General features: G+C 65.2%; 11 protein-coding genes. 9 read left to right on the top strand and 2 right to left on the bottom strand.

Annotation, left to right across the window (positions count from 1 at the left end; all coding sequences use genetic code 11):
* Nucleotides 1-346 precede the first annotated feature (346 nt).
* Nucleotides 347-859, bottom strand: coding sequence for a GcrA family cell cycle regulator (locus ACZBJS_RS37190; RefSeq protein ID WP_076830977.1), 513 nt, complete (start codon nt 857-859; stop codon nt 347-349).
* A 487-nt stretch (nt 860-1,346) separates the two neighbouring features.
* Here ACZBJS_RS37190 and ACZBJS_RS37185 point away from each other — a divergent pair, with 487 nt between their 5' ends.
* The 3 genes from ACZBJS_RS37185 (at nt 1,347) to ACZBJS_RS37175 (ending at nt 4,703) form a co-directional block, all read left to right on the top strand.
* Nucleotides 1,347-2,555, top strand: a complete 1,209-nt coding sequence (locus tag ACZBJS_RS37185) for an aspartate aminotransferase family protein (RefSeq protein ID WP_076831076.1) — start codon at nt 1,347-1,349, stop codon at nt 2,553-2,555.
* Nucleotides 2,555-3,481 (top strand): ornithine carbamoyltransferase, encoded by a 927-nt coding sequence (argF, locus tag ACZBJS_RS37180; RefSeq protein WP_028342316.1) that lies wholly within the window; start codon nt 2,555-2,557, stop codon nt 3,479-3,481. Before ACZBJS_RS37185 ends, argF begins: the two co-directional genes overlap by 1 nt.
* Nucleotides 3,482-3,701: 220 nt before the next feature.
* Nucleotides 3,702-4,703: an Hsp33 family molecular chaperone gene (locus ACZBJS_RS37175; protein ID WP_076830974.1), complete on the top strand. Its 1,002-nt coding sequence runs from the start codon at nt 3,702-3,704 to the stop codon at nt 4,701-4,703.
* A 110-nt stretch (nt 4,704-4,813) separates the two neighbouring features.
* On the opposite strand, the gene apaG is transcribed toward ACZBJS_RS37175, so the two are convergent.
* On the bottom strand, nt 4,814-5,212 hold the full coding sequence (gene apaG, locus ACZBJS_RS37170; RefSeq protein WP_076830971.1) for a Co2+/Mg2+ efflux protein ApaG: 399 nt from the start codon (nt 5,210-5,212) through the stop codon (nt 4,814-4,816).
* A 287-nt stretch (nt 5,213-5,499) separates the two neighbouring features.
* Between apaG and ACZBJS_RS37165 the strand changes: the two genes are divergently transcribed.
* The 6 genes from ACZBJS_RS37165 (at nt 5,500) to ACZBJS_RS37140 (ending at nt 14,050) form a co-directional block, all read left to right on the top strand.
* Nucleotides 5,500-6,759, top strand: a complete 1,260-nt coding sequence (locus ACZBJS_RS37165; protein WP_076830969.1) for an OpgC domain-containing protein — start codon at nt 5,500-5,502, stop codon at nt 6,757-6,759.
* Nucleotides 6,756-7,538 (top strand): SGNH/GDSL hydrolase family protein, encoded by a 783-nt coding sequence (locus ACZBJS_RS37160; RefSeq protein ID WP_316396613.1) that lies wholly within the window; start codon nt 6,756-6,758, stop codon nt 7,536-7,538. The genes ACZBJS_RS37165 and ACZBJS_RS37160 overlap by 4 nt, the downstream gene beginning before the upstream one ends.
* 13 nt (nt 7,539-7,551) lie before the next feature.
* Nucleotides 7,552-8,541: an SGNH/GDSL hydrolase family protein gene (locus ACZBJS_RS37155; protein ID WP_253638523.1), complete on the top strand. Its 990-nt coding sequence runs from the start codon at nt 7,552-7,554 to the stop codon at nt 8,539-8,541.
* A gap of 379 nt (nt 8,542-8,920) precedes the next feature.
* On the top strand, nt 8,921-10,423 hold the full coding sequence (gene glpK / locus ACZBJS_RS37150; RefSeq protein WP_316396615.1) for a glycerol kinase GlpK: 1,503 nt from the start codon (nt 8,921-8,923) through the stop codon (nt 10,421-10,423).
* A gap of 201 nt (nt 10,424-10,624) precedes the next feature.
* Nucleotides 10,625-13,069: a penicillin acylase family protein gene (locus ACZBJS_RS37145; protein WP_316396616.1), complete on the top strand. Its 2,445-nt coding sequence runs from the start codon at nt 10,625-10,627 to the stop codon at nt 13,067-13,069.
* Between the two features lie 723 nt (nt 13,070-13,792).
* Nucleotides 13,793-14,050, top strand: coding sequence for a hypothetical protein (locus tag ACZBJS_RS37140; RefSeq protein WP_168858992.1), 258 nt, complete (start codon nt 13,793-13,795; stop codon nt 14,048-14,050).
* Nucleotides 14,051-14,114: the final 64 nt, after the last annotated feature.

Below are 14,114 nucleotides of genomic sequence, written 5' to 3'. Positions count from 1 at the left end.
GCGCCCAATCTTTGTTCACAAGCGATTCGTGTGCCATTCCATCTTGGAATCACAAGCGAAGCCAAGGCGCAAATCCTATTTTAGCGCCTATGGGCGAAAGCCGGGACCCATACGCCGCGGCCAGCGCAATCGGCACGCGGCCAGACGGCTTTCTAACAACACCCATTCGTGGTTATGGGTCCCGGCCTGCGCCGGGACGAGGCCGGTGACGTAGCGGTAGCCCGGATGGAGCCGACGGGTCGCGCGAACGAGCGCCCCGTTGGCTCCATCCGGGCTGCGTCACACAAAAAAATCCCCGCTTTCGCGGGGATTTGTCTTTGAGGTCTTCCGTCGTTTTCCCGAGTGCTCACTTGATCTGCGGTTTCGCCGACGGCCGGCGGCGATCGGCGGCGGGCTGGTAGGCGACGCGCGAGTGATGCGCGCAATAGGGCAGGCCGCCGAGCGCTTTGCCGCCGCAGAAGAAGAATTCCGGGCTCGAGGGATCGCCGACCGGCCAGTGACAGGTGGCCTCGTTGAGCTCGAGCAGCGACAGCCGCTGGCTCATCGGCACCACATTGTCGTAGGAGATCGGATCGGGCTCCATCTCGGCCTCGAAGGCGTGCGCCAGCGCGGTGTTGCCGCGCGAGACCGGGCGCGCCACCCGCATCATGTGCTGGGCGGGGCGGGCCTTGCGCTGCCGCGGCGCGGCCGTGGAGGGTGCCTTGGCGCGGCCGGAGAGGCCGAGCCGATGCACTTTGCCGATCACGGCGTTTCGCGTCACATTGCCAAGTTCCGCCGCGATCTGGCTGGCCGACAGGCCGGACTCCCAGAGCTTCTTCAGCTGCTCGACGCGATCGTCGGACCAGGTCAATACAGTCATCGCATTCTTCCCTTCGCGTAGCGCCGGCCAATCATTGGAGCGGCGCTGCGAGCCAATCTGGACAAAAATCCCTGCGGCCAGAATCCCTTAGCCCTCGCCGGGCACGGTGTTGCGCCCGAACGTTTACGCGAGACACAAAGGTTACTTAGAGGGTCCAGTACCGCCGCACGAGATGTCGTACCCGACAGGCCAAACGCTACAATATGGCGTGACTCTGGCGCAAGAGTCCGCGGTCGTGCGTCCACATGTTCCCACACAGTTAAGCATCGCGATGAGGCTTTTCCACCGCACCGGAATGCTCCGGATTGCGCTCGTTTCGCATTGCAGGAAGGCCACTTCGTGGCGATTGACACTTACCGACCGCAGCATAGAATGCCCGCCACGTGCCGCCCGCAAAGGCGGCCGTTTTGTTTTCCGAAGCTGGCCGTTGCTGCGCTGGCGTCAAGGCGCGCGGCAATTGTCGGCTTAAAAACCGTCAGTGATCGTCATGACCAACGCTGCCACGTCGCATCTGCTCCCCGTCTTCGCCAGGGTCGATCTCGGTTTCGAGCGCGGTGAGGGCGCCTGGCTGATCGCAACCAACGGCGACCGCTATCTCGATTTCACCTCGGGCGTCGCGGTCAACGCGCTCGGGCACGCGCATCCGCATCTCGTCAAGGCGCTGCAGGAACAGGCGACCAAGCTCTGGCACATGTCGAACCTGTTCAAGAGCCCGGACGGCGAGGTGCTTGCCGCGCGGCTGTGCGAGCAGAGCTTTGCCGACTTCGTGTTCTTCTGCAATTCCGGCGCGGAAGCGATGGAGGGCGTGATCAAGCTGGTCCGCCACTATCACTTCTCCAAGGGCCATGGCGAGCGCTACCGCATCATCACCTTCGAGGGCGCCTTCCACGGCCGCACGCTGGGCACGCTGGCGGCGACCGGCTCGGCGAAATATCTCGAGGGCTTCGGCCCGCCGATGGACGGCTTCGACCAGGTGCCGCATGGCGACATCGACGCGGTGAAGAAGGCGATCGGTCCGCACACCGCCGGCATCCTGATCGAGCCGGTGCAGGGCGAGGGCGGCGTGCGCTCGGCGCCGCAGGCGTTCTTCAAGGCACTGCGCGCGCTGTGCGACGAGCACGGCCTGCTGCTCGCCTTCGACGAGGTGCAGACCGGCATGGGCCGAACCGGCGAGCTGTTCGCCTACAAGCGCACCGGCGTCACGCCGGACGTGATGTCGCTGGCCAAGGCGCTCGGGGGCGGTTTCCCGATCGGCGCGGTGCTGGCGACCGCGCAGGCCGCGGCCGGCATGGCGCCCGGCTCGCACGGCTCGACCTTCGGCGGCAATCCGCTCGCGGTCGCCGCCGCCAATGCCGTGCTCGACGTCATGCTGAAACCCGGCTTCTTCGAGCATGTGCAGAAGATGTCGCTGCTGCTCAAGCAGAAGCTCGCCTCCGTCGTCGACCGCTATCCCGGCGTGCTGTCGGAGGTACGCGGCGAGGGGCTGTTGATCGGCGTCAAGGCCGTGGTGCCGTCGGGCGACCTGATCGCAGCGCTGCGTAGCGAGAAGCTGCTCACCGTCGGCGCAGGCGACAATGTGGTGCGGTTCCTGGCGCCGCTGATCGTGACCGAGTCCGAGATCGACCAGTCGATCACCGCGCTCGAGCGCGCCTGCGCGACATTGTCGGTGGCGCAGCCGAAGAAGGCGGCTGGATAATGAGCAAGCCGGTCCGTCACTTCCTCGATATCAACGAGCTGCCGCTCGGCGAGCTGCGCAACATGCTGTCCGCCGGAGCCGCCATGAAGGCGAAGCTGAAGGCGCATGAGAAGGGCAGGAAGCCGCTCGAAGGCAAGACGCTGGCGATGATCTTCGAGCGCCCGTCGACCCGCACAAGGGTGTCGTTCGACGTGGGCATGCGCCAGCTCGGCGGTGAATCCATCATGCTGACCGGCGCCGAGATGCAGCTCGGCCGCGGCGAGACCATCGCCGACACCGCGCGCGTGCTGTCGCGCTATGTCGATGCGATCATGATCCGCATCCTCAACCATGACGCGCTGCTCGAGCTCGCGGCTCACGCCACCGTTCCCGTCATCAACGGCCTGACCCGGCGTTCGCATCCCTGCCAGGTGATGGCCGACCTCATGACCTATGAGGAAAACCGCGGCTCGATCGAGGGCAAGACCGTGGCCTGGACCGGCGACGACAACAACGTGCTGGCCTCCTGGGCGCATGCCGCCGAGCGGTTCAAGTTCCAGCTCAATGTCGCGACCCCGCCGGAGCTGTCGCCGAAGAAGCCGATGCGCGACTGGATCAAGGCGACCGGCGCGCCGATCATGCTCGGCACCGATCCGGAAGCCGCCGTGCGCGGCGCCGACTGCGTCGTCACCGACACCTGGGTGTCGATGGGCGACAAGGAGGGCGAGCACCGCCACAACGTGCTGCGGCCCTATCAGGTCAATGCCAAGCTGATGTCGCTCGCCAAGCCGGACGCACTGTTCATGCACTGCCTGCCCGCGCATCGCGGCGAGGAGGTCACCGACGAGGTGATCGACGGGCCGCAATCCGTGGTGTTCGACGAGGCGGAAAACCGCCTGCATGCGCAGAAGGGCATTCTGGCCTGGTGTTTCGACGCGGTCGCGTAGTCGGAGATCAGAAGCGTTGTCGTCCCGGGCAAGCGAAGCGCGACCCCGGACCCATAACCATCGCTGTCAATTGTTGCGAAGGCTGGGGCACCAGCTTGATGCAAGCAACTCACATCGGTGGTTATGGGTCCCTGCTTTCGCATGCTTTCGCAGGGACGACGGAAACATCCGCGTTAGTGAACCCCTTTATTTCATGGTCCGAGACCCCAGATAGAGCGCCATGGTTTCACAATCCCCCGACATCAAAATCACGCCCGAGGCGCCGGTTCGCGCGCCCTCAGCGGTTCCGGTCGACGATGCCGTGCTGGCATTCGAGGTCGGCGCGCTGGACCTGCGCGGCCGGCTGACCCGGCTCGGCCCCGCGCTCGACGAGATCCTGCACAAGCACGATTATCCGCCCGCGGTCGGCAAGCTGCTCGGCGAGGCGATCGTGCTGACCACGCTGCTCGGCTCGTCGGTCAAGTTCGAGGGCCGCTTCATCCTGCAGACCCGGACCGAAGGTCCGGTCTCGCTCCTGATCGTGGATTTCCAGGCGCCCGACCGGCTGCGCGCCTATGCGCGCTACGACGCATCGCGCCTCAAGAATGGCCAGAGCTCGGGCGAGCTGCTCGGCAAGGGCCACCTTGCGATGACCATCGATCAGGGCTCCAACACCAGCCGCTACCAGGGACTGGTCGCGCTCGACGGCGGCGGCCTGGAAGAGGCGGCCCACGAATATTTCCTGCGCTCGGAGCAGATTCCGACGCGGGTGCGGCTTGCGGTCGGCGAGGAGATGCGCGGCGGCGAGGGCGGCAAGCTGCACTGGCGTGCCGGCGGCATCCTGCTGCAATTCCTGCCCAAGGCGCCCGAGCGCGCCAAGCAGGCCGATCTGCATCCCGGCGATGCGCCGGAAGGCACGGCCACGCATAGCGTGCCGGACGATGACGCCTGGGTCGAGGGCCAGTCGCTGATCTCGACCGTCGAGGACGTCGAGCTGATCGATCCCGATCTGTCCGGCGAGCGGCTGCTCTATCGCCTGTTCCACGAACGTGGCGTGCGTGTCTTCAACCCGCAAACGCTGCGCGCGCAGTGCTCCTGCTCGCGCGACGCGGTGTCGTCGATGCTGAAGAGCTTTGCGCCGAACGACCGCGCCGAGATGGTCAAGGACGGCAAGGTCGTCGTGACCTGCGAGTTCTGCTCGTCGGTGTATGAATTCACGCCGCAGGAAGCCGGCGTGGAGTAGACGCGTTCGTCATCGTAGCCCGGATGAAGCGCAGCGAAATCCGGGGCCGCTCCAACCGCGGATGCACCTGCCCCGGATTGCGCTTCGCTCCATCCGGGGCTACGCAGGCGTCAGTTCAGCACCCTTTTGCCGCCCGGGCTCGGGCTGTCCAGCGAAAATGTCGGCACGTCGATGTCGAAGCGCTCGCCGGCTTCGGTGACCATCTGATAGCTGCCGGTCATGAATCCGGAGGCGGTCGGCAGCGGCACGCCGCTGGTGTATTCGAAGCGTTCGCCGGGCGCGAGCACCGGCTGCTCGCCGACCACGCCCTCGCCGCGCACCTCCTGGCGGCGGCCGGTGGCGTCGGTGATGATCCAGTGCCGCGTCCGCAGCTGCACCGTATCCGGGCCCGAATTGACGATCACGATCTTGTACGACCAGAAATATTCGCGCCGGTCGACCGACGAGCGCTCCGGCATGAAGTTCGGCTCGACGGTGACTTCGATCTGGCGGGTAACGGCGCGGTACATGCGGCTCAATCCGATGGTCCTGGCGCATGGTCCGTTTTCGACCGGATCATGCTCAAACAGGGCGCTATCATAGCCAATTGAACCGCCGGAACCAATCGCCTGCCAGGCCGCGAAAGGGCGGGCTTGGAAAGCCGGATTTGGGGCGGCCCGTTCATCGCGGTTTCAACATAGTTCCGCTCTAAAGCGCGGCCGCATGCCGCCGCACTCCGTGCTTTGTCGGCAACTCGCGGACCGATATTATCTTTTCAGCACGGCGTGCGGGGCGTCCGCGGCCGACACGGTGTTTGATGAGCTCGATTGCCGATCCCATAGCCGGTTCGCCGGTGGCTGACGTCAAGGCCGAAGTAAAGGCAGAGGCCGAGGCGAAGGTTGCTGCGCCCGCGATCACGCTGCCGGCGACCGGCGAGCGCGAGCTCCGCCTCGATCTGTTCCGCGGGCTCGCGCTGTGGCTGATCTTCATCGATCATCTGCCGACCAATCTTCTGACCTGGCTGACGATCCGCAATTACGGCTTCTCCGACGCCACCGAGATCTTCATCTTCATCTCCGGCTACACCGCGGCCTTCGTCTACGGCCGCGCGATGCTGGAGGGCGGCTTCGTGATCGCGACCGCGCGCATCCTGCGCCGGGTCTGGCAAATCTACGTCGCGCACGTCTTCCTGTTCACGATCTTCCTCGCCGAGATCTCCTATGTCGCGACCTCGTTCGAGAACCCGCTCTACAGCGAGGAAATGGGGATCATGGACTTCCTCAAGCAGCCTGACGTCACCATCGTCCAGGCGCTGCTGCTGCGCTTCCGTCCGGTCAACATGGACGTGCTGCCGCTCTATATCGTGCTGATGCTGTTCCTGCCGCTGATCCTGTGGCTGATGAAATGGAAGCCCGACGTCACGCTCGGTCTCTCGGTCGTGCTCTACGCGCTGACCTGGCAGTTCGACCTTTATCTCTCGGCCTATCCGAACGGCTTCTGGGCGTTCAATCCGTTCGCCTGGCAATTGCTGTTCGTGTTCGGCGCCTGGTGCGCGCTCGGCGGGGCGCGGCGGATGTCGCGGATCCTGTCGTCGAACATCACGATGTGGATCTGCATCGTCTATCTGGTCGCGGCGTTCTTCGTGACCCTGACCTGGTACGTGCCGCAGCTCGGCCACATCATGCCGAAGGTGATCGAGCAATGGATGTATCCGATCAACAAGACCGACCTGGACGTGTTGCGATTCGCGCACTTCCTGGCGCTCGCCGCGCTCACCGTGCGCTTCCTGCCCAAGGACTGGCCGGGCCTGAAATCGCCCTGGCTGCGACCTTTGATCCTGTGTGGCCAGCATTCGCTTGAGATATTCTGCCTCGGGGTCTTCCTCGCCTTCGCCGGTCACTTCGTGCTTGCCGAAGTATCTGGCGGTGCCGCACTGCACGCCTTGATCAGCGTCTGCGGCATCCTCATCATGTGCGGCATGGCGTGGATCATTTCGTGGTACAAGCACTCCGCCGACAAAGGCGCCTCGAAAAAAGGCGCCGCCGGCAACGCCGATCTGGCGGGAGGGGGAGCATGAAGTCCGCGCGGACGATGCTGGGCCTGACGCTGCTCGCAGCCTGCCTGACGGCCGGTTTGGCGGCGGCGCCCGCGTGCGCCGGCGACACCGCGGAGCCGCCCCCGCCGCCGCCCTGCGACGTGCCCGCCTATCTGCTTACGAGCGAGAGCTCGCTGCCCAAGGTCACCGACGCCATCAAGTCCAACCGGCCGCTCAACGTGCTGGTGGTCGGCAGCCGCTCCTCGACCATCCAGGGCAACGAGGCGAGCGCCTATCCGGCCACGCTGCAGGCGGCGCTGAAGGAAGCGTTGCCGTCGTCGACGATCGATCTATCCGTAGAATTACAGGGAAAGAACACCGCCGAGGAGACCGCGGGAACTCTTGTTAAGCTTGTTGAAGCAAAAAAGCCTACTTTGGTTATCTGGCAGACCGGAACCGTCGATGCTATGCGAGCAATCGATCCCGACGATTTCCGTACCGCCATCAACGAAGGCGTTGTTGCGTTGCGGGACGCCGGGACCGACGTGGTGCTGGTCAATCTGCAATACAGCCCGCGTACGGAGACGATGATCTCTGCACCGCCCTATCTCGACAACATGAAGGTGGTGGCGCAGCAGCACGACGTTCCGCTGTTCGACCGGTTCGCGATTATGAAGCAGTGGAGCGACGCCGGATATTTTGACCTGTTCAGCACCTCGCATGGTGTCGATCTGGCCAAGAAGGTTCATGCCTGTCTCGGCCGCGCACTGGCGAAATTCGTGATCGATGCGGCCCATCTGGGCCCGGTGCAGCAGAATTAAGGAAGCAGAGTAAATGCGTTTTGCCTTCCCTTTTCGCGCTTCCGCAGGGCGAGGTCTCTGTGCCGTTGCGGTGCTGACGCTGCTCGCGGTTGTGCCGTCGCGCGCGCAGACCGACCAGCATGCAGCGCTTTCGTCCGACGGCAAGACCGAGGCCGCAAAGCCTGATGCAACGCAGCCCGCTGCGACGGCCGATGCGACCAATCCGCCGCAACCCGGCGTCGCCGCGAAGGCGTTCGACAGGGTGAAGCAGGCCGCGAAATCCGCCAGCGACATCTTCCACCGCGTGCCCTGTCAGCAGCCCAAGGGCGTGCCGAACAGCACCGGTTCGCTGCCGCATGTCGCGGCCAAGCTCGCCGCCGGCAAGCCGGTCGTCATCATCGCATTCGGCTCGTCCTCGACCCAGGGCTATGGTTCGTCGGCGCCGGAATTCACCTATCCGAACCGGCTCGCCGGACAGTTGCGCCGGCAGTATCCGTCCGCCGACATCACCGTGCTCAATCGCGGCAAGGGCGGCGAGGACGCGCCCGAGATGATGAAGCGGCTGCAGACCGAAGTGATCGACGTCCATCCCGACATGGTGATCTGGCAGGTCGGCACCAACGCGGTGCTGCGCAACCTCGATCCGACCGAGACCGCCAGGCAGGTCGAGGACGGCGTGGCGCGCCTTCAGGCGTCTGGCGCCGACGTCGTGCTGGTCGATCCGCAATATTCGCCGCGCGTCACCGAGCGTCCCGAAAGCGCGCGCGGCATGGTGAAGCTGCTCGGCCGCATCGCCGCCCTGCGTCATGTCGGCATCTTCCCGCGCTTCGAGGTGATGCGCGACTGGCACGAGAAACAGGCGATCCCGATCACCGATTTCGTCATCGCCGACGGCCTGCACATGAACGACTGGGGCTACGCCTGCTTCGCCCAGCTGCTCGGCGACGACATCATCCGCTCGGTCGGTGCGATCAAGATCGGCGTCAACGTCCCCGCCGATGTCAGGACGTACCGGCCGATGTGATCGGGCTGCCCGGCCGCTCCAACCGTCATTGCGAGCGAAGCGAAGCAATCCATTCGTCCGTTTGCGCTGATGGATGGATTGCTTCATCGCTTCGCTCCTCGCAATGACGGTTGAGGCGGTGCGCTCATTTCCATCGCCGTCACCCTGAGGTGGCCGCTTCTTCAGCGGCCCTCGAAGGGTCGACGGCCCGACTTGGGGGGCCGTGCATCCTTCGAGGCTCGCTCCGCTCGCACCTCAGGATGACGGGACTGATACCCTCGCGGACTCTTGCCTCGACCATCTCGGCACTCACCACCAATCTTGACCTCGCCGCAGTAATCCGCTCCCTTGGCGCCTGCACCAATCCCTCTCGGGATGAAGCTGTTTAAGGGAAACACTCATGTCTTTCGTACTGGCCATCGATCAGGGCACCACATCGTCGCGCGCCATGGTGTTTCGCGGCGACATCTCCATCGCCGCCGTCGCGCAGCAGGAGTTTCCGCAGCATTTCCCCGCCTCCGGCTGGGTCGAGCACGAGCCGGAGGACATCTGGACCTCGACCGTGATGGTGTGCCGCGAGGCGCTGGAGAAGGCCGGCCTCAAGGCGAAAGATATCGCCGCGATCGGCATCACCAACCAGCGCGAGACCACCGTGGTATGGGACCGCGCCACCGGACAGGCCGTGCACCGCGCCATCGTCTGGCAGGACCGCCGCACCGCCGACATCTGCGCAAAACTCAAGGCCGAGGGCCATGAGTCGGTGATTTCGGCCAAGACCGGTCTGATCATCGATCCCTATTTCTCCGGCACCAAAGTCGCCTGGATCCTCGATCACGTGCCGGGCGCGCGCGAGCGCGCCGAGCGCGGCGAACTCTTGTTCGGCACCGTCGACTGCTATCTGCTGTGGCGGCTCACCGGCGGCAGAGTCCACGCCACCGACGCCACCAACGCCTCGCGCACGCTGCTGTTCAACATCCATACCGGCGCCTGGGACGATGACCTCATCAGGCTGCTGCGCGTACCGCGCTCGATGCTTCCCGAGGTGAAGGATTCCTCCGCCCGGTTCGGCGAGAGCACGGCGGACTTGTTCGGCGGCCCGATCGCGATCTCCGGGCTTGCCGGCGACCAGCAGGCCGCGACCATCGGCCAGGCCTGCTTCGAGCCCGGCATGATGAAGTCGACCTACGGCACCGGCTGCTTCGCGCTGCTCAACACCGGCACCACGCCGGTGGCCTCGAAGAACAAGCTGCTCACCACCATCGCCTACCAGCTCGGCGGCCAGCGCACCTACGCGCTCGAGGGCTCGATCTTCGTCGCCGGCAGCGCGGTGCAGTGGCTGCGCGACGGGCTCGGCATCATCAAGCACGCCGCCGAGACCGGGCCGCTCGCCGATAAATCCGACTCCATGCAGAGCGTCTATTTGGTGCCCGCCTTCGTCGGCATGGGGGCGCCGTACTGGAATCCGCGCGTGCGCGGTGCGCTGTTCGGGCTGACCCGCAACACCGGCCCGGCCGAGCTCGCGCATGCGACGCTGGAGAGCGTGTGCTACCAGACCTTCGATCTGTGGGCCGCGATGCGCACCGATTGGCCGGAGGCCAACGCCGCCAACACCGTGCTGCGCGTCGACGGCGGCATGACCGCCTCGGACTGGACCATGCAGCGGCTCGCCGATCTGCTCAACGCGCCGGTCGACCGCCCGATGATCCAGGAGACCACGGCGTTAGGGGCCGCCTATCTCGCCGGCCTCGATGCCGGCGTCTATCCGGAGCCCGCCAAGTTCGCCGACAATTGGCGGCTCGAGCACCGCTTCAGGCCGGCGATGAGCCAGGCGACGCGCGAGCGCAAGCTCGCCGGCTGGGCCCGCGCCGTGAAGGGCGTGCTGGCGAGCGACGAGGGGGAATGATGAACTGATGCTGCGGCAAGCTCGCTGCACCTCTCCCGCTAGCGGGGTCGAGACGAGCGAATCTCGCTCTTAGGTCGTAGTGCATCATCAGATGCGCTACGGGTGGGGTCTCTTTCCACACCAAGCAAGCGGCGACGCTACGGCTGCCGCTCAATCTCGCCAAGTGTGCGCAACAATCAATAACAACCATCGGAGAACAACATGAACACGGATCTCAACCGCGTCGCCAAGCTACTCACTGCCGCACTCTGCGCCGCAATACTTGTTGCACCCGCCACCGCGCGCGAGAAGCCGAGCCCGCTCGTCGCGGCGCGCGAGGTCAAGACCGACGTCGCCGGGCTGAAGGCGCCGGGGCAGATCCTGGTCGATGTCTGGGGCATCCCGCACATCTATGCCGGCAACGAGCACGACCTGTTCTTCCTGCAAGGCTTCAACGCCGCGCGCGATCGGCTCTGGCAGATCGATCTCTGGCGCAAGCGCGGGCTCGGCCTCTTGGCGAAGGATTTCGGCCCTGCCTATGCCGAGCAGGACAAGGCGCTGCGTCTGTTCCTCTATCGCGGCGACATGAATGCGGAATGGGCCGCCTATGGCCCGAAGGCGAAATCCTATGCGGAGGCGTTCGTCGCCGGCGTCAACGCCTATGTCGCCGACGTCCAGGCGGGCAAGCGCGCGCTACCGATCGAGTTCAGGATCGCAGGCACGATGCCGGATTTGTGGTCGGCAGAGGATGTCGTGCGCGTCCGCAGCCATGGCCTGACCCGCAACGTCGCCTCCGAGGTGAAGCGCTCGCGGGTCGCCTGCGCTGCCGGCCTCGATGCCGATCGTTTCCGCGTCAAGCTGGAGCCCACCTGGACCACCAGGATCCCCGATGGGCTCGATCCCTGCAGCGTGCCGAAGGCGGTGCTCGCCGCCTACGATCTTGCCACGCGGCCGGTGAAGTTCGCCGCGCCGAAGGACCAGAAGGCGGCGCTGGCGCATGATCCCGACACCTACCTCGCCGAAGCCGACCAGCAGCGCGACACCATCGGCTCCAACAACTGGGTGATCGCGGCATCGCGCACCGCGACCGGACGTCCGATCCTCGCCAACGATCCGCATCGCGAGCACTCGGTGCCGTCGCTGCGCTACATCGTCGGCCTCAATGCGCCCGGCATCTCCGTGATCGGTGCCGGCGAGCCTGCGCTGCCGGGCATCTCGATCGGCCACAACGACATCATCGCGTTCGGGCTGACCATCTTCAACGTCGATCAGGAAGACCTCTACGTCTACGAGCTCAACCCGGACAATCCGAACCAGTACCGCTACGGCAGCGGCTGGGAGGACATGCGGATCGTGCATGAGAAGGAAGCGGTGAAGGGCGAGGCCGACCGCGATCTCGAGCTGAAGTTCACCCGCCACGGCCCGGTGATCTTCGTCGACGCCGACAAGAAGCATGCGTTCGCCGTGCGCTCGATCTGGTTCGAGCCGGGCACCTCGGCCTATTTCGGCTCGTCCGACTACATGACGGCGAAGAATTGGAACGGCTTCCTCGGCGCGATGCGGCGCTGGGGCGCGCCGTCGGAGAACCAGGTCTATGCCGACACGTCAGGCAATATCGGCTGGGTCGCCGCCGGCAAGACGCCGCGCCGCGCCAGTTTCGACGGCCTGATGCCGGTGCCCGGCGACGGCCGCTACGAGTGGCAGGGCTTTCTGTCGCTCGACGAATTGCCGAAGCTGTACCAGCCGAAGCAGGGTTTCATCGCCACCGCCAACCAGATGAACCTGCCGGCGGATTATCCGGTGGGTGAGCGTAGGGTCGGATTCGAATGGGCCGACAGCGCGCGCTGGCAGCGCATCACCGAGGTGCTGCAGGCCAACAGCAAGGTGACGCTGGCGGACGCGATGGCGCTGCAGAACGACGACACCGGCATGCTCGCGCGGCGCCTCATCGCGCTGCTGAAGCCGCTCACGTCGGATGATGCGAACGTCAAGAAGGGCCTTGATCTGCTCAGGGCGTGGGATGCGCGTGATGCGGCCGATAGCGCGGCCGCCGCGGTCTATGAGGTGTGGATCGCAAACCATCTCGGCCCGGTGCTGCTCAAGACCACCGCGCCGAAGGCAGCCGAGCTGATTGCGCCGGAGGCCTCCAGCATCTCCGCCATTGTCGGCTATCTCGAAAAGCCGGACGCGGCGCTCGGCAGCGATCCCTCAGGCGAGCGCGACCGCGTGCTGCGCGACAGTCTCGGCGAGGCGGTCACCGATGTTGCCGACAAGCTCGGTCCCGATGCGTCGACCTGGCGCTGGGGCCGGCTGCATGTCGCGCAATTCAATCACGCGCTGATGCCGCTCGCCGACAAGGCGACCGCGGCGCAGATGCAGGTCGGACCACTCGCCTTTGGCGGCGCCGCCAACGTGCCGCGCGCCGCCACCTATCGCCGCTCCGACTATCATCTGATCTCCGGCGCTTCATTCCGCATGGTGCTCGATGTCGGCAATTGGGATGCAAGCCGCGCCGTCAACACGCCGGGCCAATCCGGCGATCCCTTCAGCGGCCACTACCGCGACCTCGCGCCGCTATGGGCGACGGGCCAGTATGTGCCGCTGCTCTACAGCCGGCCGGCGGTGGAAGCCGCAACTGCGGAAGCGATCACGCTGACGCCGAGGTGAGGGGGCGGTCACCCAAAACTCCAATGTCGTCCCGGGCAAGCTCCGCGCGACCCGGGACCCATAACCACCAATGCCGATTGCTTTGCGGTGCTGGGGCCACAGCGTGCCTTAACAACCCAACTCTGTGGTAATGGGTCCCGGCCTTCGCCGGGACGACACCGAGTGTTCGGCACACTGTAGCCGCAACCGCTGACGCGATCACGCTGACGCCGAGATGAGGGAGCGAGTACGTCTCATCGGCTGCGCCACAAACTCTAATGTCGTCCCGGCGAAGGCCGGGACCCATAACCACGAATGCCAATTGTCCTGCGATGTTGGGGCCGCAGCGTCGTTCAACAACGTAGTCCTGTGGGTCCCGGCCTTCGCCGGGACGACGTCAAACGTGTGGCGAGCACCGCGCTCACTTTTCCTGCTTCTCCTGAAGGCGGAAGCGCGACCCGGGACTCATCGGTGCGAATGCCGACGCGGACTGCGGCGGTCAGCCACTATTCACTTTGTGCCATCAACGCGGCGGCGCATCTGGATCACTACAAGTTGACGTTTGCGATTTGCGCACGGGCTTCCCGCGACGCTGTGCGCGGGCGTCCAAGAAGCGTTGGCGTCTGCCTGCTAGTCTGGCCGATCGTGATCGCCGCCGGCCTGTGACGGTTCTCACATCCGGCGCGAGCACGCATTTTCTGGAAGCGATTGAAAGCTCAGCTGGTTACTTCACAGGAGCTGACCATGACGAAAACTATTCTTGTTTCGATCGCAGTTGTTTGTCTGTCCACGGCGGCACTCGCCGATGCACGCACGGCACAACACCGGACCCACCAGCGTCTCGTGATGGGTACCGCACTGAGTCCTGCCGTGCTCAATGCCAACGCCAGTCTCAATGGCGATGTCAGCGACCGCGCGATGCGCATGCGGAGTCTTCGCGAGTCCGGCTACAACCCGAAGAACGATTTCGACGCGAACGGCAACGTTTGGGTCGGCAACTAACCGGGTACGGGAGGGCCTGGGGGGCCCTCCCTCAAAGCGCGTTCAAACTGGTTTATCCCGCTCG

The organism is Bradyrhizobium sp. KZN70725 (assembly GCF_055264925.1).
This window is presented reverse-complemented; position numbering and strand designations above follow the sequence as displayed.

Excerpts from the sequence above, each read along its gene's own strand:
- ACZBJS_RS37190 (WP_076830977.1), bottom strand. The coding sequence starts at position 859 with ATGACTGTATTGACCTGGTCCGACGATCGCGTCGAGCAGCTGAAGAAG.
- ACZBJS_RS37185 (WP_076831076.1), top strand. The coding sequence starts at position 1,347 with ATGACCAACGCTGCCACGTCGCATCTGCTCCCCGTCTTCGCCAGGGTC.
- argF (WP_028342316.1), top strand. The coding sequence starts at position 2,555 with ATGAGCAAGCCGGTCCGTCACTTCCTCGATATCAACGAGCTGCCGCTC.
- ACZBJS_RS37175 (WP_076830974.1), top strand. The coding sequence starts at position 3,702 with ATGGTTTCACAATCCCCCGACATCAAAATCACGCCCGAGGCGCCGGTT.
- apaG (WP_076830971.1), bottom strand. The coding sequence starts at position 5,212 with ATGTACCGCGCCGTTACCCGCCAGATCGAAGTCACCGTCGAGCCGAAC.
- ACZBJS_RS37165 (WP_076830969.1), top strand. The coding sequence starts at position 5,500 with ATGAGCTCGATTGCCGATCCCATAGCCGGTTCGCCGGTGGCTGACGTC.
- ACZBJS_RS37160 (WP_316396613.1), top strand. The coding sequence starts at position 6,756 with ATGAAGTCCGCGCGGACGATGCTGGGCCTGACGCTGCTCGCAGCCTGC.
- ACZBJS_RS37155 (WP_253638523.1), top strand. The coding sequence starts at position 7,552 with ATGCGTTTTGCCTTCCCTTTTCGCGCTTCCGCAGGGCGAGGTCTCTGT.
- glpK (WP_316396615.1), top strand. The coding sequence starts at position 8,921 with ATGTCTTTCGTACTGGCCATCGATCAGGGCACCACATCGTCGCGCGCC.
- ACZBJS_RS37145 (WP_316396616.1), top strand. The coding sequence starts at position 10,625 with ATGAACACGGATCTCAACCGCGTCGCCAAGCTACTCACTGCCGCACTC.
- ACZBJS_RS37140 (WP_168858992.1), top strand. The coding sequence starts at position 13,793 with ATGACGAAAACTATTCTTGTTTCGATCGCAGTTGTTTGTCTGTCCACG.